Origin of the sequence: Caproicibacter sp. BJN0012, from assembly GCF_035986805.1 — a bacterium.
Lineage (GTDB): Bacteria > Bacillota > Clostridia > Oscillospirales > Acutalibacteraceae > Caproicibacter.
The window spans coordinates 1,521,990-1,544,494 of sequence record NZ_CP142518.1 but is presented as its reverse complement, the minus strand read 5'-3'; the positions used below and the strand labels follow the sequence as shown (position 1 = coordinate 1,544,494).

24 protein-coding genes and 1 tRNA gene are annotated in these 22,505 nt (G+C 54.2%); 5 read left to right on the top strand and 20 right to left on the bottom strand.

Going from position 1 to position 22,505, the window contains the following annotated elements:
• Window positions 1–110: 110 nt before the first annotated feature.
• From rpmF to hisH, 7 genes are all read right to left on the bottom strand, one after another.
• Entirely contained in the window at window positions 111–293 is a 183-nt protein-coding gene (rpmF, locus tag VA597_RS07440; RefSeq protein WP_128742141.1) for a 50S ribosomal protein L32, read from the bottom strand.
• Window positions 294–322: 29 nt separating this feature from the next.
• Window positions 323–820, bottom strand: a complete 498-nt coding sequence (locus tag VA597_RS07435) for a YceD family protein (RefSeq protein ID WP_128742140.1) — start codon at window positions 818–820, stop codon at window positions 323–325.
• A gap of 136 nt (window positions 821–956) precedes the next feature.
• Window positions 957–1,373 carry a hypothetical protein gene (locus tag VA597_RS07430; RefSeq protein ID WP_128742139.1) on the bottom strand — a complete coding sequence of 139 codons (417 nt, stop codon included), beginning with the start codon at window positions 1,371–1,373 and terminating at the stop codon, window positions 957–959.
• Between the two features lie 53 nt (window positions 1,374–1,426).
• Window positions 1,427–2,761 (bottom strand): glucose-6-phosphate isomerase, encoded by a 1,335-nt coding sequence (locus VA597_RS07425; protein ID WP_128742138.1) that lies wholly within the window; start codon window positions 2,759–2,761, stop codon window positions 1,427–1,429.
• Window positions 2,762–2,860: 99 nt separating this feature from the next.
• Complete coding sequence (locus VA597_RS07420) at window positions 2,861–4,009, bottom strand: D-alanyl-D-alanine carboxypeptidase family protein (protein ID WP_128742137.1); 1,149 nt, start codon at window positions 4,007–4,009, stop codon at window positions 2,861–2,863.
• Window positions 4,010–4,110: 101 nt separating this feature from the next.
• Complete coding sequence (gene hisF, locus VA597_RS07415; protein ID WP_128742136.1) at window positions 4,111–4,869, bottom strand: imidazole glycerol phosphate synthase subunit HisF; 759 nt, start codon at window positions 4,867–4,869, stop codon at window positions 4,111–4,113.
• 5 nt (window positions 4,870–4,874) lie between these two features.
• Window positions 4,875–5,495 (bottom strand): imidazole glycerol phosphate synthase subunit HisH, encoded by a 621-nt coding sequence (gene hisH, locus VA597_RS07410; protein ID WP_128742135.1) that lies wholly within the window; start codon window positions 5,493–5,495, stop codon window positions 4,875–4,877.
• A 154-nt stretch (window positions 5,496–5,649) separates the two neighbouring features.
• Here hisH and VA597_RS07405 point away from each other — a divergent pair, with 154 nt between their 5' ends.
• Window positions 5,650–6,234, top strand: a complete 585-nt coding sequence (locus VA597_RS07405; protein WP_128742134.1) for a manganese efflux pump MntP — start codon at window positions 5,650–5,652, stop codon at window positions 6,232–6,234.
• Here VA597_RS07405 and VA597_RS07400 read toward each other — a convergent pair.
• The 3 genes from VA597_RS07400 to VA597_RS07390 form a co-directional block, all read right to left on the bottom strand.
• Window positions 6,231–7,232: a helix-turn-helix transcriptional regulator gene (locus tag VA597_RS07400; protein WP_128742133.1), complete on the bottom strand. Its 1,002-nt coding sequence runs from the start codon at window positions 7,230–7,232 to the stop codon at window positions 6,231–6,233. The two genes, VA597_RS07405 and VA597_RS07400, sit on opposite strands and share 4 nt — an antisense overlap.
• Before the next feature lie 82 nt (window positions 7,233–7,314).
• On the bottom strand, window positions 7,315–8,259 hold the full coding sequence (locus VA597_RS07395) for a transketolase family protein (protein ID WP_205703210.1): 945 nt from the start codon (window positions 8,257–8,259) through the stop codon (window positions 7,315–7,317).
• Window positions 8,260–9,105: a transketolase gene (locus VA597_RS07390; protein ID WP_128742132.1), complete on the bottom strand. Its 846-nt coding sequence runs from the start codon at window positions 9,103–9,105 to the stop codon at window positions 8,260–8,262.
• Window positions 9,106–9,285: 180 nt separating this feature from the next.
• On the opposite strand from VA597_RS07390, the gene VA597_RS07385 reads away from it, so the two are divergent.
• A complete protein-coding gene (locus VA597_RS07385) occupies window positions 9,286–9,675 on the top strand; it encodes a PH domain-containing protein (protein ID WP_164918983.1) in 390 nt (129 codons plus the stop codon).
• A 3-nt stretch (window positions 9,676–9,678) separates the two neighbouring features.
• Here VA597_RS07385 and uraA read toward each other — a convergent pair whose 3' ends face one another.
• From uraA to glyA, 4 genes are all read right to left on the bottom strand, one after another.
• Window positions 9,679–10,968: a uracil permease gene (gene uraA, locus VA597_RS07380; RefSeq protein WP_128742130.1), complete on the bottom strand. Its 1,290-nt coding sequence runs from the start codon at window positions 10,966–10,968 to the stop codon at window positions 9,679–9,681.
• A 110-nt stretch (window positions 10,969–11,078) separates the two neighbouring features.
• Entirely contained in the window at window positions 11,079–11,732 is a 654-nt protein-coding gene (locus tag VA597_RS07375; protein WP_205703209.1) for a flavin reductase, read from the bottom strand.
• Between the two features lie 65 nt (window positions 11,733–11,797).
• A complete protein-coding gene (locus tag VA597_RS07370; protein ID WP_128742129.1) occupies window positions 11,798–13,066 on the bottom strand; it encodes a replication-associated recombination protein A in 1,269 nt (422 codons plus the stop codon).
• A gap of 24 nt (window positions 13,067–13,090) precedes the next feature.
• Window positions 13,091–14,344, bottom strand: a complete 1,254-nt coding sequence (gene glyA, locus VA597_RS07365) for a serine hydroxymethyltransferase (RefSeq protein WP_128742128.1) — start codon at window positions 14,342–14,344, stop codon at window positions 13,091–13,093.
• A 172-nt stretch (window positions 14,345–14,516) separates the two neighbouring features.
• Between glyA and nth the strand changes: the two genes are divergently transcribed.
• On the top strand, window positions 14,517–15,161 hold the full coding sequence (nth, locus tag VA597_RS07360) for an endonuclease III (protein ID WP_128742127.1): 645 nt from the start codon (window positions 14,517–14,519) through the stop codon (window positions 15,159–15,161).
• 163 nt (window positions 15,162–15,324) lie between these two features.
• Here nth and VA597_RS07355 read toward each other — a convergent pair.
• Window positions 15,325–15,400 (bottom strand) — tRNA-Thr (locus tag VA597_RS07355).
• Window positions 15,401–15,603: 203 nt separating this feature from the next.
• Between VA597_RS07355 and VA597_RS07350 the strand changes: the two genes are divergently transcribed.
• Window positions 15,604–16,008: a helix-turn-helix transcriptional regulator gene (locus tag VA597_RS07350; protein ID WP_128742126.1), complete on the top strand. Its 405-nt coding sequence runs from the start codon at window positions 15,604–15,606 to the stop codon at window positions 16,006–16,008.
• A 184-nt stretch (window positions 16,009–16,192) separates the two neighbouring features.
• Window positions 16,193–16,780, top strand: coding sequence for a DUF4364 family protein (locus VA597_RS07345; protein ID WP_128742125.1), 588 nt, complete (start codon window positions 16,193–16,195; stop codon window positions 16,778–16,780).
• Between the two features lie 58 nt (window positions 16,781–16,838).
• Here the strand turns inward: VA597_RS07345 and VA597_RS07340 are convergent, their stop codons facing one another.
• The 5 genes from VA597_RS07340 to VA597_RS07320 form a co-directional block, all read right to left on the bottom strand.
• On the bottom strand, window positions 16,839–17,102 hold the full coding sequence (locus tag VA597_RS07340; protein WP_243112658.1) for a pro-sigmaK processing inhibitor BofA family protein: 264 nt from the start codon (window positions 17,100–17,102) through the stop codon (window positions 16,839–16,841).
• A gap of 17 nt (window positions 17,103–17,119) precedes the next feature.
• Window positions 17,120–17,383 (bottom strand): DUF2508 family protein, encoded by a 264-nt coding sequence (locus VA597_RS07335; RefSeq protein ID WP_164918982.1) that lies wholly within the window; start codon window positions 17,381–17,383, stop codon window positions 17,120–17,122.
• Between the two features lie 90 nt (window positions 17,384–17,473).
• Entirely contained in the window at window positions 17,474–19,597 is a 2,124-nt protein-coding gene (gene rnr / locus VA597_RS07330) for a ribonuclease R (protein WP_326975601.1), read from the bottom strand.
• Between the two features lie 156 nt (window positions 19,598–19,753).
• Complete coding sequence (gene secG, locus VA597_RS07325; RefSeq protein ID WP_128742123.1) at window positions 19,754–20,002, bottom strand: preprotein translocase subunit SecG; 249 nt, start codon at window positions 20,000–20,002, stop codon at window positions 19,754–19,756.
• A gap of 235 nt (window positions 20,003–20,237) precedes the next feature.
• Window positions 20,238–22,469 (bottom strand): DNA gyrase/topoisomerase IV subunit A, encoded by a 2,232-nt coding sequence (locus VA597_RS07320; RefSeq protein ID WP_128742122.1) that lies wholly within the window; start codon window positions 22,467–22,469, stop codon window positions 20,238–20,240.
• Window positions 22,470–22,505 lie beyond the last annotated feature (36 nt).

Sequence of the window (22,505 nt, the reverse complement as noted above, 5' to 3'; positions counted from 1 at the left end):
TTTCCTATTCCTTCCCTATTTTACCCAAAGCCTGTTGTTTCAGGCGGTTTCGCGGGCAAAAAAGAAGAGAAGGATTGCTCCTTCTCTGACTTTCGGAAAACGGAAACGAATTACGCTTCCTTTTTAATTACTTCCCTGCCATTGTAGTAGCCGCAATTGCCGCATACTTTATGGGGAGCTGTCAGTTCTCCGCATTTCGGGCATTTTACCAGAGCGGGCGCACTCATCTTCCAGACATTGGAACGCCGTTTGTTCTGCCTGGCGCTCGACTGTTTTCTTTTTGGTACCGCCATCCTCAGCACCTCCTTACCGGTCTTTTCCGTTAATGAATCAATTTTTCCAAAACTTCCAGCCGGGGATCCGTGGAATGTTCACCGCAGCCGCAGGGTCCCTTGTTCAGATTTTTCCCGCACACCGGGCACAGCCCCCTGCAGTCCTCTCTGCATAGAAACTTGGTCGGAAGTTCCAGCAGAATATCTTCCCGCATCAGCTCGTCCAGATCCAACTGTTCCTCGCGGACCTCGATGAACCGGTCGTCGTCCTCGTTCTTTTCGAGAGAACGAACAAGGATATGGGAAAAAGCAAAATCATAGTGCCTGTCGGTCTGTTCCGCGCAGCGGTCGCATGGAATCGAAAAGTCGAACGAAACATTCGCTTTCAGTCTTGCGGAACCGTCGCAGCCCGTTACAGTACCCTTTACCTTCACCGGGGAAACAAACGGAAACACACCGTTCACTCCGGTCGACGACAGGTCCATGCTGTAATCAAATGAGCAGCTTTCGCTTTCCTGAGAGAATATTTTTTTTAAATCCAGCAGCATACTCCACCTCGGCGCTACATTTTTTAATTATAGAGATTTTTCCCTCTTTTGTCAATAAAAATTTATGGGTCAAGAACTTTTCCCTCAAAAAATGTGCCGGAGCGCCCGGCTCCGGCACCATTTTACCCGCAGTAGATCAGACAACAGCGGAAACCGCCTTGATTTCCGGCGGAAGCACGCTTTCGTTCGCGGAAATCAGCAGTGTTATTTTGATGTCGGAAAGGGAGGAGAGAGCTTCCATCTTTTCAGCGAAGGAAGTGAGGCCGCTCATATCCTGGCCGATAATTTTGAGAGTGGAGTCCACGAAGATATCCGTAACGTCGTAGTTTCCGGCGCAGATGCCGCAGATAAAGCCGCCCAGCGAGTCCGCACCCTGAATGCCGTATTCGTCAATGTCGATCAGACGGGCATCGTGGGAAATATCGTAAGTCAGCGTATTTCCCTTTTCAATCACCACCACATTCCCGCTTGATTTAGAAACCGCTTCGTTTGCGCGCTCAATCAGCTTTTTGGTCTTTCCGGATCCTTTTTTTCCAACAATCACATTAATCATAAAAGTGCTCCTCCTATATAATTTTTACCGTCGCCGGTGAAAAGAACCGGGGTCTATTTCAGTCGGGACTCCAGTATGGACTTCTCGCTTTCATAACCCGGCTTGCCCAATAGGGCGAACATATTTTTTTTGTAGCTTTCCACACCGGGCTGGTCGAACGGATTGACTCCCAGAAGATAGCCTGAAACCGCAATGGAGCGTTCAAAAAAGTAGATCAGGCAGCCGAGGGATTTTTCCGAAAAGTCCGGCACGCTGAGAATGATGTTGGGAACGCCGCCGTCCGTATGGGCCAATACGGTTCCCTCGAAGGCCTTGCGGTTCACATAAGACATGGTCCGCCCCGCAAGAAAATTCAGGCCGTCCGCGTTGTCAGGGTCCTCTTCAATTTTCAGATCCGCCGCGGGGCTGTCGATCAGCATTACCGTTTCAAACAGATTCCGCCGTCCCTGCTGGATATACTGCCCCATGGAGTGCAGATCGGTCGAGAAAATGACGGATGCCGGGAAAAGCCCCTTGCCGCTTTTTCCCTCGCTTTCCCCGCAGAGCTGTTTCCACCATTCGCACATCATCTGAAAACGCGGTTCATAGCTGACAAGGATCTCGGTTTCCTTTCCTTTGCGGTACAGAATATTCCTTGCCGCCGCATACAGGCAGGAAGCGTCGGACGCTGCGTCGCCGGTAAGCCCGGCCCGTTCTTCCTCCGCGCCTGTCATCAGAGCGCCGATATCCGCGCCGGCCACCGCAATCGGGAGAAGGCCGACGGCGGTCAGAACCGAATAGCGGCCCCCCACATTGTCTGGGACGACAAATGTCTCAAAGCCCTCCCTGTCGGCAAGCTGCTTCAAAGTCCCGCGGGCACGGTCCGTCGTGCAGTAGATCCGCCTTGCCGCGCCCTGCTTTCCGTATTTCTTTTCCAGCAGCCCTCTGAAAACACGGAAAGCCACCGCAGGTTCCGTTGTCGTTCCGGATTTGGAGATGACATTAATAGAAAAGTCCTTCTCCCCACAAAGCTCCATGATTTCAGAAAGGGCGGAAGGACTCAAACTGTTGCCGGCAAAATAGATCTGAGGTCCGGCTTTTTTCAGGGCGTTGTAATTTTGGGACTGCAAAAACTCAATGGCGGCGCGCGCTCCCAGATAGGAGCCTCCGATTCCGATCACAACAAAAATTTCCGAATCGGAACGGATTTTCTCCGCCGCTGCACAAATGCGGGTAAATTCTTCCCTGTCATATTTCTCGGGAAGATCCAGCCAGCCCAGGAAATCGCTTCCGGCGCCCGTGCCGCTTAAAAGCGTTTCATATGCAAGACGTACCTGAGGGACGATGGCAGAAAACTCGCTATCGTCGATAAAACCTGCAAGGTGATGCAAGTCAATTTTAACAGACATTTTCTTTCCCCCTGCCTACTGTATTTCCTGCACCTCTATTTTACAATAGGCGGGCTTTGATTGCAAGGAGGATTCCTATTATTCAGGAAAAATTAAAAATTACGGATCCATCATCACCATTCGCATAAGGAGGCGGAACGCGGAGGAAAACGTGATGGGCTCCACCGCTTTCTTGGCTGTGATCTTCGTCTCCTTCAGGACCTCCCCGTTCAGCGAATAGGTGATCTTCCCAAGCGTCTGCCCTTCTTCCACGGGCGCGCGGACCTCGTTGTTCATTAAAACCTTGGACGTGACGTCTCCCGCTTTTCCCTTCGGCACCAGAAGGCTTTCTTCGCCGTTGACGCTGGGTTCCACGTTTTCCTCCATTCCGTTTTCAACGGGGACCGGCACGTTCGCTTCCGACGGAATCTTCGGATTGACGACCGACCAGTTGGCAAATCCGTAGTCCATCAGGGTCGCGGCGGCGTTGAAGCGGTCCGTCGTCGAAGAGCTTCCAAGGACCACCGCGACCAGGCTGACCCCGTCCCGCTGGGCCGTGGCGGAAATGCAGCTGCCCGCCTTGCCGGTCGTTCCCGTTTTCAGGCCGGTAATCCCCTTGTAGCTCTTCAGCAGCTTGTTGGTATTGACCAACTGTGTTTTTCCGCCCCTGACATTGTCCATCCAGGTTTTGGTGTAATCATAAATTTTCTGATGCTTGATCAGTTCCTTCGACATCAGCGCCACGTCATAGGCCGAGGTGACATGGCCGTCCTCGTCGAGGCCGTTGACGTTTTTAAAGACGGTGTCCTTCATGCCGAGCTCCTTGGCCCTCTGATTCATCTGAGCGACAAACTCATCCTCGCTTCCGGCGACATATTCCGCCAGCGCCACCGCCGCGTCGTTGGCGCTGGAAATAACCGTCGCCTTCAGCATGTCGTCCACCGTCATGCTTTCGCCGGGCTCCAGCCAGATGTCGGATCCCCCCATCGAGGCCGCGTGCTCGCTTGCCGTGACGGTATCGTTCAGACCGATTTTGCCGCTGTCGAGCGCCTCCATGACCAGCAGCAGCGTCATCACCTTGGTGATGGACGCGCACGCGCGCTGTTCATGGTCGTCTTTCTCATAAAGGACTTTGCCGGTCTGAGCCTCCATCAGCACGGCGGAAGGCGCCTTGACTTCCTCTTCCGACAGCGCCGAAGCCCCCAGCGGCAAGCTGAAAATCACGGCGAGCACCGCAAGCAGGCAGGCCGACATTTTTTTCAACTTCATTTTCAGCACCTCCAATTTCATACTAATTCTTATGCCGCGCATGGAAATTCTATCCATAAAAAATGAGAACCTCGGCGGCTCCCATGTCTTTTTCTATCAATTTATTTTCGCACTGGAATTCCGCGCCCTGCGAGATACTCCTTCAGGTCTGGAATCGCGACTTCACCGAAGTGGAACAGGGACGCCGCCAGCACGGCGTCGGCTTTCCCTTTCGTAAAAGCATCGTAAAAATGCTCCGGCTTCCCGGCCCCGCCGGAGGCGATCACCGGAATCGGGACCCGCTCGGAGACGGCGGCAGTCAGCTCAAGGTCATACCCGTTTTTCACCCCGTCACAATCCATGCTGGTCAAAAGGATTTCGCCCGCGCCGAGCCGGGCCGCTTTCTGCGCCCACCGGACGGCGTCCAATCCCGTGTCGACGCGCCCGCCGTTGCGGTAAACCGTCCAGCCGCCCTCCGCGCGGCGTCTCGCGTCGACCGCGCAGACCACGCACTGACTCCCGAACTTTTCGGAGGCCGCGGAAATCAAGCCGGGATTCAGAATCGCCGCCGAGTTGACGGAAACCTTGTCCGCCCCGGCGCGGAGCAGCGCGTTGAAGTCCTCCACCGAACGGATTCCCCCTCCCACGGTAAACGGGATAAAGATGCTGTCCGCCACCTGCCCGACCAGGCCGATCATAATATCTCTGGCATCCGAGGAAGCGGTGATATCCAGGAACGCGAGTTCGTCCGCGCCCTGCCGGCCGTATTCCGCGGCCGCTTTCACAGGGTCCCCCGCGTCCCTCAGCCGAACAAATTCCGTTCCCTTGACGACCCGGCCGTCCTTGACGTCCAGGCAGGGAATGATTCGTTTCGCATACATAACATTCAATCCCCCGCTTCTATCACCGAGGCAAAATTCCGGAGCATCCGAAGGCCGGCCCCGCCGCTTTTTTCCGGGTGGAACTGTGTGGCGAAAATATTTCCGCTCCGCACCGACACATCCATCTCGACTCCGTAGTCCGCCGTCGCCGTCACAATGCTCCGGTCGTCCGATTTCAAATAATAGGAATGGACAAAATAAACATAGGGGCTTTCGCTCACGCCGGTAAACAGTCCGCCGCCTTGCCTGATGTTCAGGCTGTTCCACCCGACATGGGGAATTTTCAGCCCAGGCGAACCGGGAATCCGGTAAATGCTTCCAGGAAGCACTCCAAGGCCCTTGATGCCGGGTGATTCCCCGCTTTCTTCAAACAAGAGCTGAAGGCCCAGGCAAATGCCGAGAAACGGCTTGCCGGAGCGGATGAATTCCAGGGTGGGCTCCACCATTCCGGAATTTCTCAGGCAGCGCATCGAATCCCCGAACGCCCCGACTCCCGGCAGGACCGCGGCGTCCGCGCGCGCCAGTTCCCCTGGAACGGCCGTGACGGAAACGTCACATCCGATATGTCGGAATGCCTTGGCGACGCTCTGCAGATTTCCGGCGCCGTAATCTATGACCGCTATCATGGGATCCCTCCGCTTTCGTATGGTAATTCATTATATCACGAAAGTAAATGAAATGCAAACGACTCCCCGCAAATCCTGTTAAGAGAATGAATTGACATTAGGCCGGAATCAGGGTATCATATTTTTTAATGCAAAAAAAACTCGGAGGACAGCAATGGACTATTTTTCTCTGTGCGGCATCGGGCTTGGCCTGGCGATGGACGCGTTTGCCGTCTGCATCACAAACGGCGCCATCACACGAAGGGTTACGTTCTGGTTCGCGATAAAGCTCGCGCTTTGCTTCGCCCTTTTTCAGTCCGTCATGCCTCTTTTGGGGTGGCTGATCGGAAAAGCGGGGGAAAGCATCATCAGCGCCGTGGACCACTGGATCGCGCTCATTCTTCTCAGCTATCTCGGGATCGGAATGATCCGGGAAGCGCGCCGTAAGAAAAACTGCGGAATCCGGGACCGCAGGCAGGACGGCATCAAACTCAAAACGCTAATCGCGCTCGCCGTGGCCACCAGCATCGACGCGCTCGCAACCGGGATCATTCTTCCCTCAGCCGTAGGCGCCTCCACTGTCTTTTTGATGGGATTATCTGTTTCCGTCATCGGCGCGATCACGTTTGTCGTCTGCCTCATCGGTGTCTATATCGGCAAACGGTTCGGCTCTTTCTGCTCCTGCCGCGCGGAAACCTTCGGCGGCCTCGTCCTCATCGGAATCGGCGTTAAAATCTTCATCGACCACATGTTTTTTTAGAACCCATAGGCTTCTCCAATCCGCCGGACGCGCTCGGTCACCTGCTCCCGAAGCGCCTTTGGCGCCAAAACGGTGATGCGGTCACCGTACTGCAGCAGCCATTCCACCAATCCCTCTCCCACAAATACTCTGACCCTGACATTGAAAAATCCGTCTCTCCTGCTGAAAATGCTCAGGCCGTCTCCGAATTTATCCAGCAGCGGCTCCAGAGCATCTTCGGAACAGTGAAGCGAAACAGTCTGCAGATCGCCGTGATACAAATGGAACGTTTTCGCCGCGTAATCCGCAGCATCGAAACGTTCCCTGTATTCGCTTACCTCCGTGAAAGGCCGGACGTCCTGCATGGAAAGTTCGGCCCGTTTCATTCTGTCCATGCGGTAAACGCTGACATCGTCATACTTCTCATAATTCCCGGCAAGGTAGTATTTGTCGCTGTCCCAGATCAGCGCATACGGACTGATCAGAAATCTTCTCCCTTCGTCCTGCGTAATCCGGTTTCCCCGGATGACGTGATGGCGGTACAGGAAGGAGATTTTCTTCTTTTGTGAAATCGCGCGGTTCACCGCGTCAATGGTATAATAAATTTCTTCGTTTTCAAATTTGGGGCGAAGATTGATGTGTGTTTTTCCCTCGGCTGCTTCCGCCTGACCGGCGCTCATTAAACCGCTCAGTTTTCGCATCAGTTCCTCCGTCTTCTTCTCAGTGAGGAACGGCGCGGCCTGTACCGCATCCATGAGCAGGCGGACCTCAGGCGGCTCAAAGCGCCGCGCGGCGAGAAAAAATCCCGCCTTTGGCCTCCGGGTGAACAGGATGTCGATCCCATGCGCGCGCAGGGCGGAGATATCCCGGTAAATGGTCTTCCGGCCCGCGGCGATTCCCTGCTTGTCCAAGAGGGCAAGCAGCTCTTGCGAAGCAAGCGGGTGATCCTCGTCGGTCCATTCTTCCAGGATCTCCAGCAAAGCCAGAATTCGAATTTTTTCAGCAGGCTTTTTATTCATCACGGTTCCTCCTTCCGGACAATTGAAAGAAAAACAGGCCGCGGGAAATTCTCCCACGGCCTTCAGTTTTCTTAAAAGGAACTCATTTTTTCAAAAATTCTTCCGTCACTTCCGCAATATTTGAAGCACAAAGCCCGAACTGTTCCAGCAAAGCCGCAGCGGGGCCGGAATGCCCGAACTGATCATTCACGCCGATCTTGCGCAGCGGAGTCGGCAGTTCCTCGCTCAGCACTGCCGCGACCGCGTCGCCGAGCCCGCCGATGACGTTATGCTCCTCTACGGTAATGAGTTTTCCGGTCTCCCCCGCCGCTTTCAGGATCAGCTCCCGGTCGATCGGCTTAATGGTGTGAATATTGACGAGTCTTGCGTCAATTCCCTTTTGCTCCAGCAGTTTGACCGCTTCCAGCGCGCGGGAAACCATCAAACCCGTCGCGATGATCGTCACATCTTTTCCGTCACGCAGGGTAACGCCCCTGCCGAGCTCGAACCGATAGTCGTCGGAATTGTTGAAACTTTCCACCGCAAGGCGGGAAAGGCGCAGATAAACCGGCCCTTCGTGCTCCACGGCCGCGCGGACCGCCGCGACGGTCTCATAGTGATCCGAAGGACTGATCACCGTCATTCCCGGCAGCGAACGCATCAGGGCGATATCTTCCAGGCATTGGTGGGTCGCGCCGTCCTCGCCGACGGAGATGCCCGCGTGGGTCCCGACAACCTTGACGTTCAGGTGCGGGTAGCAAATGGAATTGCGGACCTGCTCGAAGGCGCGGCCGGTCGCAAACATCGCAAATGAAGTCGCAAACGGAATTTTGCCGCAGGTCGCGAGGCCCGCCGCGACGCCCATCATATTGCCTTCCGCAATGCCACAGTCAACAAATCGCTTCGGGTATTTCTTTTTGAAGATGCCGGTTTTGGTCGCCTCGGCCAGGTCGGCATCCAGCACAACGATCTGCGGAAATTCCTCCCCAAGCTGGGACAGCGCCATTCCATAGCTCTCCCGGGTTGCCTTTTTCATCATCTCCGCCATTTATTCCGCCTCCAATCCAGCCAGGGTTTGTTTCAGCTCGCGCATGGCAATTTCATATTCTTCGTCACTGGGCGCCTTGCCGTGCCAGCCCGCCACATTTTCCATATAGGAAACGCCTCTGCCCTTGATCGTTTTTGCAAGAATGGCGGATGGCTTCCCTTTCACGGTTTTGGCGTGTTCAAATGCCTTTTCAATCTCATCAAAGCTGTGCCCGTCAATGACCTGGACATCGAATCCGAACGCGCGGAACTTTTCGTCGACCGGTTCCGGACCTCCGACCTCGGCCGTAGGACCGTCGATCTGAAGCCCGTTGATGTCGATCACCAGGCACAGATTGTCCAGCTCATGATGCCCGGCAAACATCGAAGCCTCCCACACCTGACCTTCTTCTAGCTCGCCGTCGCCCAACAGGGCGTAAACGCGGTAGTCTTTCCCGTCCATTTTCCCGGCGAGCGCCATGCCGCAGGCCGCGGAAACTCCCTGTCCGAGCGAACCCGTGCTCATATCAACGCCGGGCGTCCCCTTCATGTCCGGATGACCTTGGAGCATCGCGCCGATCTGTCTCAGTTTTTTCAGCTCTGTCTCAGGGAAATAGCCTTTGAGAGCCAGAGCCGCGTAAAGTCCGGGACAGGTGTGCCCTTTGGAAAGGACGAAACGGTCGCGGCCAGGTTCTTTCGGATGGTTCGGGTCGACTCTGAGCTCCTTGAAATAGAGGTACGCAAAAAGCTCCGCCGCGGAAAGGGATCCGCCCGGATGCCCCGATTTTGCGCGGTAAACGCCCTCCACAGCACCCATGCGGATCTTGCACGCGGCAATTTCCAATTTCCTTTTCAATTCTGTCTTCATTGCTGCCCTCCTAAATAAAATCCGTTTCCATTCTTTTCTATTATAGTATGAAAGGCGCCAAGATTCAATAGAACGGCAAGGAAATTAGGCACCTCCCCAACCGCTTGCATTTTGTCTCACACAATGTTTATAATAAATGAAAGAAAAAGCAAAACTTGTCAACAAAAAGGTCTTGATTTCATGTATCTGCCAGCAATTATTACAACGGCCGTTCTCTTTTCACTGATCGCCGGAGCCTTATATGTAACAAATTTCGCACCGATCCGTTTTCAGATTAAAAACGGTACGGGATTGATCTCTGCTCCGCTATATTCCTGCTCATTCCCGCTCGATTCCATTTCGGGAATACAGGTTTTGCCTTCCGTCCCCGCCGGAATCCGGACAAACGGTCTGAGCATGGGCAGAATGGCCGGACATTTTGTGCTCGAGGGAATCGGTCCCTGTCAGGTGTATGCTTGCGCGAAAAACCAGCCCGTGCTGCTCATTCGATGTTACGCCGGGACGATCCTTTTAGGCGGTCAGACTCCGGAAGAAACCGAACGGTGGCGCCTTGAGCTGATGAGCATTTGATCCCTATTCCTGTACCGGCTCCTCTTCATAGTCGTTTGCCGCATGGAACCGGTCAATGATCCAGAAAATAAGACCGAGCAGCATGGCTACCACGGCGCCGAGGGACATTCCGGTCAGCTTGACCTTCCAAAGCTGGACGAACGCGCCGGAAAGGCCCGTCACCAGAACGATACTGGTCATGGCGAGATTGCGGGAACGGCTGTAATCCACTTTCTGGTCAACCAGAAGCCTCACGCCGGAGGAGGCGATCATTCCGTAGAGCAGGAAGCTGACGCCGCCCATGACGGGACCCGGGATCGACTGGATCACCGCGGAGACCTTGCCGAGGAAAGAAATCGCGATGGACAGAACGGCCGCGCCGCCAATCACCCAGACGCTGTATACGCCGGTCATCGCCATGACGCCGATATTTTCGCCGTAAGTCGTCGTGGGCACGGAGCCGCAGAGCCCGGAGAGCATGGTCGAAAGGCCGTCGCCGAGCATGGTGCGGTGCAGGCCCGGATTCCGCAGCAGGTCGCGCCCGACGATTTTGCCGGTCACGATCTGATGACCGATGTGCTCCGAAACCACAACCAGCGTCGCCGGCAGAATAATGGAGATCGCATTCCAGTCGAATTTGGCCGGCTGGAAATTCGGAACCGCAAAGGCCGGAGCGGCGGCGACCGCCGAGAAATCGATCATTCCCATCCCCCACGCGACGCAATAGCCGATCACAATCGCAATTAAAATCGGAATAACCGCCAGAAATTTGCGGAACAGCACGCTGCCGAACACGGCGACCCCCAGCGTAATCAGAAACACCGTGATTTTTTTTGGGTCGATCTGCGTATAGGTATCGCTTAAAATCAGCCCGCCCATGTTGGCCGCCGTTCCGGAAAGCTCCAGACCGATCAGCGCCACGACGGAACCCATGGCCGCGGGCGGAAGAATCACGTCGATCCATCTCGTGCCGCAGAAACGGATAATGACCGCAACAAAGCAAAACACCGCACCGGAAACCACAAACCCGCCAAGCGCATACGGATATCCCAGTCCCTTGGTTCCGATGATGATTCCCGCGGGGGCAATAAAGGCGAAGCTGGAACCCAGGAAAGCCGGGGCCTTGCCTCCCGTAATCAATATGTAGAGCAGCGTGCCGATCCCGTTCATGAACAGGACCACGGAAGGACTGATCCCCAGCAGGACCGGAACCAGCACCGAAGCGCTGAACATGGCGAAAAGATGCTGCACCGAAAGCGGGATCGCCTTGGGCACAGGCGGCTTTTCCTCAACCTGGATGATTTGCTTTGTCATAGATAAACACTCCTCAATCTTTATATATTCAGTAAAAAGCTGCGCTTTTTTACTCAAAAAAAAAGCCCGCCCGGTGTATGGAATACATCGGTGTGAGCTTTTCTGTCATCTTACTGCTGTCGTTTGAATGCCGACTTCGGCGCCCCGCAAATGGGGCAGACCCAATCGTCCGGCAATTCCTCAAAGGGAACGAAGGGATCATTGTAAATATAACCGCAAACAGTGCAGATCCAGCTTTCTCCGCTCTGTTCCGTCTGCTTCTCTTCCCTGTAGGTCGGCGCGTTTTTCGGTGCCCTGCCCTTAATGACTCTGTGGTAATATTCATAAGTCATCGGCTTGCCCACCGATTTTTCACTGCCCGCAATCACTTCGGCAATAAAAATCGTGTGGGTCGCCGTTTCGGACGAAGAGAGGACCTTGCAAAGAAACCAGCAGCATGTATTCTCCTTAATAATCGGAACGCCCTCCGCAAGGATGCGGTGCCTGACGTTTTTGAGCTTATCCGTGTCGCGTCCGGATGAAAAGCCCAAAGCGCCGATTACCGTGCCGGAGGTATCCTCTGAAAGGACGGAAACGCTGAAAAGGCCGTTTTTCTGAATGCACTCACAACTGTAATTTTCATGATTCAGACTGACGGCAATTGTGTTTGGATTGCGGGCAACCTGCACGGCCGTATTGACAATACAAGCGGAAACTTTTTCCCCGTCTTTCACGCCGATTGCATACATCCCGTAAGACAGGCTGTTCAAAATCAAATCGTTCAAGTCGGCTTCCTCCAAAACGCATTTTTACTAGTATATCTCATATTCGGCTGATAATCAACATAAAATTACTTTTCTTTTTTGATTTCTTCCCAATATTTCCGAAATGCCTGTTCTGTCTTATTGTCCCCCCACCGATAGTAAACCGTATCCTTCAATACGTCCGGAAGGTATTGCTGCCGGACCCAGTGGTGCGGAAAATCGTGGGCATACTGATAGAACTGGCCCTTTCTCGGATTGTCCTCCCCGTCGTAGTGCTTATTCTGAAGTCTGCGGGGAATCGGCCCCGTTTTGCCGGCCCGCAGGTCGGCGACCGCCGCATCCACCGCGCAGTAGGCCGAATTCGACTTTGGCGAACAGGCCACCAGCACCACTGCATCGGCCAGCGGGATCCGCGCCTCCGGCAGACCGACCTGAAGCGCCGCGTCCACGGCTGCCTTGACGATCGGAATAATCAGCGGATAAGCGAGCCCCACGTCTTCGCAGGCGCAGACCATCAGCCTGCGGCACGCGGAGGGAAGGTCCCCGGCCTCCAGCAGACGGGCCAGATAATGGACTGCGGCGTCCGGATCGGAGCCGCGCATGGATTTCTGGAACGCGGAAAGGATGTCGTAATGCTCATCTCCCGCGCGGTCATATTTCATCGCGCTGCGCTGCGTCAGGTCCCTGGCAAGCTGTTCCGTCACGAGACAGGCGCCGTCTTTTTCCTCACCGGACACAACGCAGAGCTCCACCGCGTTCATCGCCTTGCGGACATCGCCGCCGCAGGCGGAAGCAATCACGTCCAAAGCGCCGGGTTCCACCCGGATGCCGCGGTGCTGCTCCTCCTCCAGAATGCCGAACGCCCGCTTTGCCGCCTCGCGAACGTCTTCTTTCTCCACCGGTTTGAACTCAAACACCGTCGACCGGCTCAGAATCGCGCCGTAAACATAAAAATAGGGATTTTCCGTCGTCGACGCAATCAGTGTAATCGAACCGTTCTCAATGAATTCCAGCAGCGTCTGCTGCTGCTTTTTATTGAAATACTGGATCTCGTCCAGATAGAGAAGGATTCCGTTCGGGGCTTCCAGCGTATCCAACTGGTTCACAACGTCGCGGATGTCCGCCGTAGTGGCGGTGGTGCCGTTCATCCTGACCAGCTTGCGGCTGGTTCTCGCCGCGATAATGGATGCAAGCGTTGTCTTGCCGATCCCCGACGGTCCGTAAAAGACCATGTTCGGGATTTCCCCCGACTCTATAATGCGCCGCAGCGGCCTGCCGGGGTCGAGCAGATGATGCTGCCCGACAATCTCGCTCAGTTCGCGGGGGCGGATCCGGTCCGCAAGAGGAGCCGACATCGGCACCATCCCTTCCTTGGTGAATTATTCGTAAAGCGGGTGACGGGCACAGATTTCATGCACCGCCGTGCGGATCTTTTCGCGGTTCGGCTCAAAGTCGAAAACGGCAAGGCTGATGCAGTCCGCAATGCGGTCCATATCCGCCGCGTCCAGGCCGCGCGTGGTGACGGCCGGCGTGCCCAGTCTCAGGCCGCTCGTGATAAACGGGCTGCGCTGCTCGTTCGGGACGGTATTTTTGTTTGCCGTGATATTGACGGAATCAAGGCGCTGCTCCAGTTCCTTGCCCGTCAGCTCCAGTCCGGAAAGGTCCACCATCATCAGGTGATTGTCCGTGCCTCCGGAGACAAGCTTGACGTTGCGTTTCATCAGGCCGTCACCCAGCGCTTTCGCATTGACAACAATCCGGTGCGCGTATTGCTTGAACTCCGGCTTCAGCGCCTCGCCCAGGCAAACGGCCTTTCCCGCGATGATGTGCATCAGCGGGCCGCCCTGTGTTCCGGGGAAAATCGCCTTGTCGATGGCCTTCGCGTATTCTTCCTTGCAGAGGATCAGGCCGCCGCGCGGGCCCCGCAGGGTTTTATGCGTCGTCGTCGTGACGATCTGCGCCCACTCGACCGGATTCGGGTGCTCTCCGGCCGCGACAAGGCCCGCGATATGCGCCATGTCGACCATCAGCAGCGCCCCGCAGGCATCGCTGATCTCGCGGAAGCGTTTGAAATCGATCACACGCGGATAGGCGCTGGCGCCCGCCACGATCAGTTTCGGCTTTACTTTCATCGCCGTTTCATAAACCGCGTCGTAGTCGATCCGGCCTGTCTCCGGGCTGACGCCGTAAGAGACGAAATGGTAGTAGCTTCCGGACAGATTGACTGGCGATCCATGGGTCAGATGCCCGCCTTCCGAAAGATTCATTCCCATCACCGTGTCGCCGGGCTTTAAAAGGGCAAAATACACCGCCAGGTTCGCCTGAGCGCCGGAATGAGGCTGCACATTGGCATGTTCCGCGCCGAACAGCCTGCAGGCACGCTGACGAGCCAGGTCCTCCACAATGTCAACATACTGGCACCCGCCGTAGTAGCGTTTTCCCGGATATCCTTCCGCGTATTTGTTGGTCAAAACGCTTCCCATCGCCGCCATTACGGCGGGCGAAACGAGATTTTCGGATGCGATCAGTTCCAGATTGTCCCTCTGCCGGCCCAGTTCCCGGGCCATCGCGGCGCCGACCTCCGGGTCGGCCCCGGAAACAAGGCCGATGGTATTCATCATATCACTGTACATCGTATTCAAACCCTTTCCCGAACAAATTTATCCCTATTATAACCTGTAACATGCAAAAACGCAACGGCGGCCCTGCAAAAAGCGCTCCTCGGATTTCCGGTCCGCACATCCATTGCCATTCACAACAGAAAAGTTTATAATGAAAAAAATCATACTGAAACGGAGGATCAAAATGACCAAAAAGCAGCGTGCCTCGCTTGCGATCCAGGCTTTGAAAAAAGAATATCCGGATGCGATCTGCTCCCTGACCTACACCGAGCCGCTCCAGCTTTTGATCGCCACCCGGCTTTCCGCCCAATGCACCGACGCGCGGGTGAATCAGGTCACGCCTGAACTGTTCAGGCTTTTCCCCACGATCGACGCATTTTGCGGAGCGTCCGCGGAAGACATTGAGCCGATCATTCATTCCTGCGGGCTGTATAAGACCAAAGCCCGCGATATCCTCGCCATGTGCCGGAAATTGAAATCGGATTATGAGGGAAGGGTTCCGGACACCATTGAAGAGCTGACAAAGCTGCCGGGAGTCGGCAGGAAAACGGCAAACCTCATCGTCGGGGATATCTACGGCAAACCGGCCGTCGTCACGGACACTCACTGCATCCGCATCTGCGGCCGCCTGGGGCTGAGCGAAGGCAAGGATCCTCTCAAAGTGGAAACGCAACTGAGAAAGATCCTGCCGCCGGAGGAATCCAATGATTTCTGCCACCGGCTGGTTCTCCACGGCCGGGCCGTCTGTACAGCCAGAAACCCGGACTGCGGAAATTGCTCCATGAGGGAATTCTGCAAAAATCCGGTCGAAAAACAAACAAACATCTGATTTCTTTCTCCCGGGATCGACAAAATCATCCTTTCCGGCGGGTTTGGAGAAAACGGACAGGCATGACAAGCCCGTCCGTTTTTTTAAGGGATCCCGTCCTGAAAAACAAAATAGACCAAACCAGAAAAAAGCCAGGAACCTTTTACGATTCCTGGCTTTTTTCTGGAGCTACTGGTCAGACTCGAACTGACGACCTGCGCATTACGAATGCGCTGCTCTACCAACTGAGCCACAGTAGCACTTTTACCGACCAAATTATTATACTAAACAATTCTTTGCCCGTCAAGTACTTTTTTCGGCGGAGTCCGTTAATTTCCGCAAAGCAGTGAATAATAATCACCAAATTTATGTTTCATTCAGGAATGAAGATATAATCGAATCAACAGCAATAAATATATACTTTTCTGGCATATAATGTAAAAAGAGGCGGAATTGCAAGTTGATGAAAATTCGCATTAACGAAAGACTGCGCGAATTGCGCATCAAAAGCGGCTATACGCAGAATCAAATTGCCAAAATATTGAATATTGACCGTTCCACTTATTCTTATTACGAAATTGGAAAGACCATGCCGGATGTTTCCGCCCTCATCATCTTGGCCAGAGTATTTAATATCTCCATCAACGAGCTATTGGCGGATGAACCCAGCCCACCTTCCGTCGCGGACAGCGGAAGCAAATCGGTCTATATACACGGAAAGAAAAATTCAAGCCATATTTACGAATTAACCCCTTTGGAAAAAGAACTGGTCGGGCTTTTCCGGGCCTGTCCCGACAGCCAAAAAGAGAAATTGTTTTCTGCCCTGAAAGACAGCATGGAGAAAGCTTCTAAAGATACCAGAAATTAGCTGATTCGCCATGGTGCTGATCCTGGGAAACACGCTCTGAAACGGGAATTTAAACCCAGCCGGACCGTGCTTCACAGGATCAGCGATTTTTTTATTCACCGCCGTTATCGCCACCCTTTCCCCACTTTCCATGATCTTCAATCTGTGGTAAAATAATCAAAAAGGATCAGGGAGGCGATTCGAAATGGCCTTTGACGCTTTTTCAGCCGGAATTGACCCCGGGGGACTGAGGACGAAAAATGAAATCAGAATTTTAATCTGTTACCTGCTGGACAGTGTCGGCGTTCCGCTTGCAAAAGATGACATGATAGAGATGATACAGAACAACGGGCTTGCAAATTATTTTGAACTGGCGGACGCCATTGCGGAAATGTCCGAAAAGGGAATTCTCATCCCGGACAGGGACAGCCCGGATACCTTTTCCCTGAGCGACAGCGGAAAGATGATAGCAAAGCAGCTGGACACGGCTTTACCTCCCTCTGTCCGCGACAAAGCCGTCGGCGCAGCGATCCGGCTGTTGGCCGAAGCAAGGCGCGAACGGGAAAACCGCGTTGAGTTTGTCAAGTTGGACAAGGGATATCATGTGATTTGTCACATTTCAGGCGGGGATATGGATTTGATGAGCATCACTCTCTACGTCCCCGACCTTTACCAGGCCAATATGGTGAAAGAAAATTTCCACCGTTCTCCCGAAGCCGTTTACCGGATGCTGCTGGCCCTTGTCACGGGTCGAAACGACATGGCGGCTGGTTTCCTTCCGAAAGAATCATAGCGGGCAACCGGCAACTTTTGCATTTTAAAATAGGCTGCAGGGAACGATCCCCCGCAGCCTATTTTAAAATAAGATCCAGCAAAAGCAGCATTGTAACCCCCGATATTCCTGCCGCACCCGAAACGCCGAGCGTCAGCGGGCTGATTGGAAGAGTAACCCCGGTGAAACATCCTGTCAGATTTACAACCACAAGCGCGCAAAGTCCGGTTAAAATTCCCCCGATGGCCCTTCGGACCGGATGTTCCGCTTTTACGATGACCTGGATCAGTACCAGCAAGGCAAAAACACCCAGCGCACACACGATGGCCGTCAGCTTCTGCAATTTTACACCTCCGCTCCTTATTCTTGGAAGGAAGCGCAGTTAACACCCTTCTGCTTTGCCAGTTTCAGAAAATAGCGATAACGCGATTTCAGTTCTTCCCGCTGATAGATGCAGGCATCGATCAGGTTTTCATCGGATTCAAGCTGAAACCAGCATTCGTTATAGGCAAGCTGGCGCGATACGTCCCGGATTGCATCTACGATCTGCTGCCGGTCGAGGCTGTCTTTTGCCTCCTCGCAGTCGGTAGTGGTGCGCTGCAAGAGTTTTAATACAGATTCCATACTGACAATTCCGCCTTCCGGTTTCATTCTTATGCCAGTAGGATGGGCTTTTATTCCAGTTTTTATGCAACGAATGGAAAAAGTAAAAAATTAATCCGGGTCGCCGGCAGGCGCGAAATCGATGCGGCCGCCCGCCACGTCGGCGGAAACCACCTGAATGCGCATCGGCTGTCCGATGGTCAGCTTTTTGCCCGAGTTGCGGTCAACCTGGGTAATCATGCCGTCAAACTGGTAGTTTGCGTCCTGAAAACTGTCGATCGGCACAAATCCCTCCACCGTGTTGGCAAGCTCCACAAAAATGCCGCGCTGCGTCACTCCGCTGACGACCCCGTCGAAAACTTCACCGATGTGCCGGCCGATGTATTCGGCCATATAGCAATCCTCCGCATCGCGTTCCGCCCCCATGGCGCGCACCTCGGCATTGGAGGAGGATTTTGCGGCGCCGACGGCAAAACCCTGAAAACGGTTGATCCTGCCCTGGTCCTTTTCCGTCAGCAGCGCCGTCAGGATGCGGTGAATCGCAAGGTCGGGGTATCTGCGGATCGGAGAGGTAAAGTGGCAGTAGTCCTCCAGCGCAAGCCCGAAATGCCCGATCGGCTTGGAGTCGTAGCGGGCCTTCGCCATGGTCCGCAGCAGCTGGTGCGATATCACCTTCTGAATCGGCGTGCCCTGCGCCTGATCCAATACCGCACCGAAATCGGCGGCGGAAAGCTCCCCCTTCTTCTTCAGCGTGCGGGAATTCAGCCCGACCGCGTCCACCAGCTGAATCAGCGTCTTGACCCGCTCCGGGTCGGGCTGTTCATGGACTCTGTAAACGAAGGGGATCCCCTTCGTTTTCGCCAGCTTTGCCGCGGCCTGGTTCGCCGTGATCATCAGCTGTTCGATCATCTCTTCCGCTTCTCCGCTCGAGCGCGGACGGACATCCACACAGACCCCCCGCTCGTTCAGCGTAAATTCGGATTCCGTGCTCTCAATATCGAAGGAGCCGTTCTCCCCCGAACGCTTTTTGAGGATTTTCGCAAGCTCCCGCGCCGCATTCAGAGATCGAATCACCGGATAGTATTTTTTCTTCAGTTCACGGTCCGCTTTTCCGGAAAAAATCTGATTCACCTCCGAGTAAACGCCGCGGACCCGGGAACGGATCACGCTTTTCCGGAAACGGTAGGACAGAATCTCTCCATCGAGACTCAATTCGATCATTGCGGAAAACGCCAGCTTGTCCGCGCCGGCGTTTAAAGAGCACGCGCCGTTGGAAAGTTCCTCCGGAAGCATGGGAACGACGCGGTCGGCAAAGTAAACGGAGGTCCCCCGTGCAAACGCCTCCCGGTCCAGCGCCCCGTCTTCCTTCACATAATGCGACACGTCCGCGATATGGACTCCCAGCCGGAACCCCTTCTTCGTTTTGCTGACGGAAACGGCGTCGTCAAGGTCTTTCGCACCCGCGCCGTCGATCGTGCAAATGGCAAGCTTCCGAAGGTCCAGCCTTCCTGTCAGGTCCGCTTCCGAAATTGCGGACGAGGAAACGCGTTTCGCCTCTTCCGCCGCTTCCTTTTCAAAGCGGGTCCGGATTCCATATTGATCGAGGATCGCGTCGGCGCAGACTTTGGCGCTGTTCGATTTTCCATAGACTTTAACGATTTCCGCCTGAAGCTCGTCTGAATTTTTCTGTCTGCTGATTTTCGCCTGGATCTTGTCCCCGCTTTTTATCCCGCGCGGCAGGTTCTTCACAACCCGGATCGGATATCGGATCGCGTCGTCCGGGGCCATTTCACATCGATCTTTTGCTTTGTTCAGAGTTCCGGTGATTACACGGCTGCTTTTCTCAGAGATGGAATCCACCTCCGCGCTGGGTCCCTTGGGACTCTGCCTGACGCGGTGCAGCTTTACCCTGTCTTTAATAAAGGCATTTTTCAGGTGGTCGGCATGAATGAAAATGTCATCTCCGCCGCCGTCCGGACGGGCAAAAGCAAATCCTCTGGAAAGAGAAACGATCGTGGCGTCAACCGTGGATTTCTCTTTTACCCTGCGGATTCTGCGGCTTCTGCTGACCGAGACTTTGCCCTCTTTCTGCAGTTCATCCAACGCCTTATTGTAATCCTTCCGGCTCAGTCTGAGCCGTTTGATTAAATCGCGCGACGAAATGCCCTGCGGTATCTTATTGAGGTATGACATAATAATTTCTTTTGTTTCTCCCAAATTCTTCCCTCCAATCACGGTCTGCTGTTCTCCTCAAGGCTCATGATAGAATTCCCTAAACTGCAAATTTTAGACAGCGCGATTCCCTTCCGCTTTCCGCCCAGGCGTCCAAATTACGCGGCCATATAAGAAACGCCCCGCTCTTGCCAAGCGGGGCGAAACAGTATTCTGTGTTCAGGCTCCAAAAAACAAATAAGCGTTAATAATAATCACAAGCAGAAAGAAACCGATCGCAATAATTTTCGTCCAGCGGGCTAAAAAAGCATCCACGGAACGCGCCTTGTTTTTCGTCAGGAATGTATCCGCGCCGCCCGTGACCACACCGACATTCTGTTCGTGGCCCTCCTGCATCAAAACCACAATCGTAATCGCGATGGAAAATAAAATCAGTACGACTCCCAACACAATCTCAGCGACTGACATAATCTACCTCCAAAATCTTTCCGAATCCTCTTTTATGATGGTATCACAAACGAAGCCTGTTTGCAAGAGGATCGCCGGATATATTTCTAAAAATGGGACGAAAAGTGAATAATGGCCAAACCGCCAGGAAACTCTAATGCATGGACAAAGAAAAGCGATTACGTTTGACTGCGTTTGCCGCTTGAACTGTCCCACCGCTGGAAAGCTATTGGTTTTTCAGCGGTGATTTTTATGTTCATGAAAGAGTGAGCTGCTCGCCCTGAGTATCCTCCGCAGCGGGCATGGCCCCGACCGCCGGAATGGTTTTCCGGTAGCGGTCCGGTTTTTTCAGGGTCCCTTCCTCATATTTTTCAACACGAAGCAGTCTTGCCCCGCGCCGGAGCGTCATCACCGCGACGCCCTGGGTAGAGCGTGTGGTCTTGCTCTGAACGGCGCCGGTGTGCAGCAGAAGAATCCTTCCCTGGGAGGAAGTCAACAGAAATTCCCCGTCTTCCGCAATCTGGAAACAGGACGCCAGCGGGCTTTTATCACTGTAGGCATTGACGAGCCTGCGGCGGTTCGTCTTTGTCTCATAGGAATTCAAATCGACCTTGGCCGCTTTGCCGTTCTCAAAAAAGAACATCATAAAGCCGGAATAGTCCGTCGTGACCGCCAGATAAACCGGCGTCTCCCCCTCCTCCATGCCGAGCTTCGCGGGAATATATTCCCCCAGAACGCTGGCCTTGGTATCCGGAAAATCCGAGGCCTTCGCCTTATAAACAGAACAGCGGTCCGTAAAGAACAGCAGCTCGGCGGAATTCGTACTTTCCAGATGCTGGCTGACTTCGTCCCCTTCCTTCAATTTCTGGTCGCCGCCCATCCGCAGCGAAAGCGGCGTGATTTTCTTAAAATATCCGTCCTTTGTCAGAAACAGGTTGACCGGATAATCCGGAATTTCCTCTTCTGTGTATTCCTCGATCTCGCCAGGGTAAATCAATTCGGTGCGCCGTGGCTTCCCATATTTTCCAGCCACTTCGTTGAGTTCTCCGACGATGATCTTCCGAATCTCCAAATCGTTTTCAAGAATTCTTTGAAGACGGCCGATTTCCTGTTCCAGCTGCTCCGTTTCCTCCGTGCGTTTCAGAATATACTCGCGGTTCAGATGGCGCAGCTTGATTTCGGCGACGTAATCAGCCTGAATCCGGTCGATGCCAAACCCGATCATGAGGTTCGGAACAACCTCTTCCTCCTCCTCGGTCGAGCGCACGATGGCAACCGCTTTGTCGATATCCAGCAGAATCGCCTGCAGGCCTTTGAGCAGGTGCAGTTTTTCCTGCTTTTTTTTCAGGTCGAATTCCGTTCGGCGGCGAACACATTTTACCCGGAACGCCGTCCATTCGTTCAGCAGTTCCCTGACTCCCATGACGCGCGGCGTGCCGTTCACCAGTACATTAAAATTGCAGGAAAAGCTGTCCTCCAGGGGCGTCATCTTGAACAGGCGCAGCATCAGCTTGTCCGGGTCTGTTCCCCGTTTCAGGTCTATCGTGATTTTCAGTCCGTCGAGGCCGGTTTCGTCGCGGATATCCGAAATTTCCCTGATTTTTCCCTGACGGACTAATTCCACAACCTTCTCGACAATAACCTCCACCGTCGTGGTCGGCGGAATTTCCACCACATCGACGCAGTTCGCGTCCGGGTCGTAACGGAACCGGGAGCGGATCCGGATGGAACCGCGCCCCGTCTCATATATTTTACGCAAGGCGTCCCGATCCATCAGGATCTGCCCGCCGCCCGGAAAATCAGGCGCCAAAAGGGTCGAATCGATCTCATGCTGCTGGTCTTTCAGCAGGCTCACGGTCGTTTTACAGACCTCCGCCAGGTTGAACGGACAAATCGAGCTTGCCATGCCGACGGCGATGCCCGTGTTCGCATTGACCAGCACGGTCGGAAAAGTCGCCGGCAGCAGAGTGGGCTCTTTCACGGTGTTGTCATAATTGTCTACAAAATCGACGGTGTCCCGGTCAATGTCGCGAAACAGCTCTTCACAGATATTGTCGAGCCGCGCCTCCGTGTAGCGGGAGGCGGCATAGGCCATGTCGCGGGAATAGAATTTGCCGAAATTTCCCTTGGAGTCCACATAGGGATGAAGCAGCGCCTCGTACCCGCGGCTCAGCCGCACCATGGTGTCGTAAATGGCCGCGTCGCCATGGGGATTCAGCCGCATGGTCTGACCGACAATATTGGCGCTCTTGGTCCGGGCCGGCCCCAGCAGGCCCATTTTATACATGGTATAGAGCAGCTTCCGATGGGAGGGCTTAAACCCGTCTATCTCCGGAATTGCTCTGGAAAGGATCACGCTCATCGCATAGGGCATATAGTTTTTTTCAAGCGTATCCGTTATTTTTTCTTCAACAACCTCACCTGCGCCGTTGATGACGCCGTGCGCGCCGGCACTTTGGGGGGCTGATTCTTTCTTCTTTTTGGGCATGAATTCTGCCGCACCACCATTTCGATCAAAGATTCA

Coding starts and splice junctions, on each gene's coding strand:
- rpmF (WP_128742141.1), bottom strand. CDS start 293: ATGGCGGTACCAAAAAGAAAACAGTCGAGCGCCAGGCAGAACAAACGG.
- VA597_RS07435 (WP_128742140.1), bottom strand. CDS start 820: ATGCTGCTGGATTTAAAAAAAATATTCTCTCAGGAAAGCGAAAGCTGC.
- VA597_RS07430 (WP_128742139.1), bottom strand. CDS start 1,373: ATGATTAATGTGATTGTTGGAAAAAAAGGATCCGGAAAGACCAAAAAG.
- VA597_RS07425 (WP_128742138.1), bottom strand. CDS start 2,761: ATGTCTGTTAAAATTGACTTGCATCACCTTGCAGGTTTTATCGACGAT.
- VA597_RS07420 (WP_128742137.1), bottom strand. CDS start 4,009: ATGAAGTTGAAAAAAATGTCGGCCTGCCTGCTTGCGGTGCTCGCCGTG.
- hisF (WP_128742136.1), bottom strand. CDS start 4,869: ATGTATGCGAAACGAATCATTCCCTGCCTGGACGTCAAGGACGGCCGG.
- hisH (WP_128742135.1), bottom strand. CDS start 5,495: ATGATAGCGGTCATAGATTACGGCGCCGGAAATCTGCAGAGCGTCGCC.
- VA597_RS07405 (WP_128742134.1), top strand. CDS start 5,650: ATGGACTATTTTTCTCTGTGCGGCATCGGGCTTGGCCTGGCGATGGAC.
- VA597_RS07400 (WP_128742133.1), bottom strand. CDS start 7,232: ATGAATAAAAAGCCTGCTGAAAAAATTCGAATTCTGGCTTTGCTGGAG.
- VA597_RS07395 (WP_205703210.1), bottom strand. CDS start 8,259: ATGGCGGAGATGATGAAAAAGGCAACCCGGGAGAGCTATGGAATGGCG.
- VA597_RS07390 (WP_128742132.1), bottom strand. CDS start 9,105: ATGAAGACAGAATTGAAAAGGAAATTGGAAATTGCCGCGTGCAAGATC.
- VA597_RS07385 (WP_164918983.1), top strand. CDS start 9,286: ATGTATCTGCCAGCAATTATTACAACGGCCGTTCTCTTTTCACTGATC.
- uraA (WP_128742130.1), bottom strand. CDS start 10,968: ATGACAAAGCAAATCATCCAGGTTGAGGAAAAGCCGCCTGTGCCCAAG.
- VA597_RS07370 (WP_128742129.1), bottom strand. CDS start 13,066: ATGTCGGCTCCTCTTGCGGACCGGATCCGCCCCCGCGAACTGAGCGAG.
- glyA (WP_128742128.1), bottom strand. CDS start 14,344: ATGTACAGTGATATGATGAATACCATCGGCCTTGTTTCCGGGGCCGAC.
- nth (WP_128742127.1), top strand. CDS start 14,517: ATGACCAAAAAGCAGCGTGCCTCGCTTGCGATCCAGGCTTTGAAAAAA.
- VA597_RS07350 (WP_128742126.1), top strand. CDS start 15,604: ATGAAAATTCGCATTAACGAAAGACTGCGCGAATTGCGCATCAAAAGC.
- VA597_RS07345 (WP_128742125.1), top strand. CDS start 16,193: ATGGCCTTTGACGCTTTTTCAGCCGGAATTGACCCCGGGGGACTGAGG.
- VA597_RS07335 (WP_164918982.1), bottom strand. CDS start 17,383: ATGGAATCTGTATTAAAACTCTTGCAGCGCACCACTACCGACTGCGAG.
- secG (WP_128742123.1), bottom strand. CDS start 20,002: ATGTCAGTCGCTGAGATTGTGTTGGGAGTCGTACTGATTTTATTTTCC.
- VA597_RS07320 (WP_128742122.1), bottom strand. CDS start 22,469: ATGCCCAAAAAGAAGAAAGAATCAGCCCCCCAAAGTGCCGGCGCGCAC.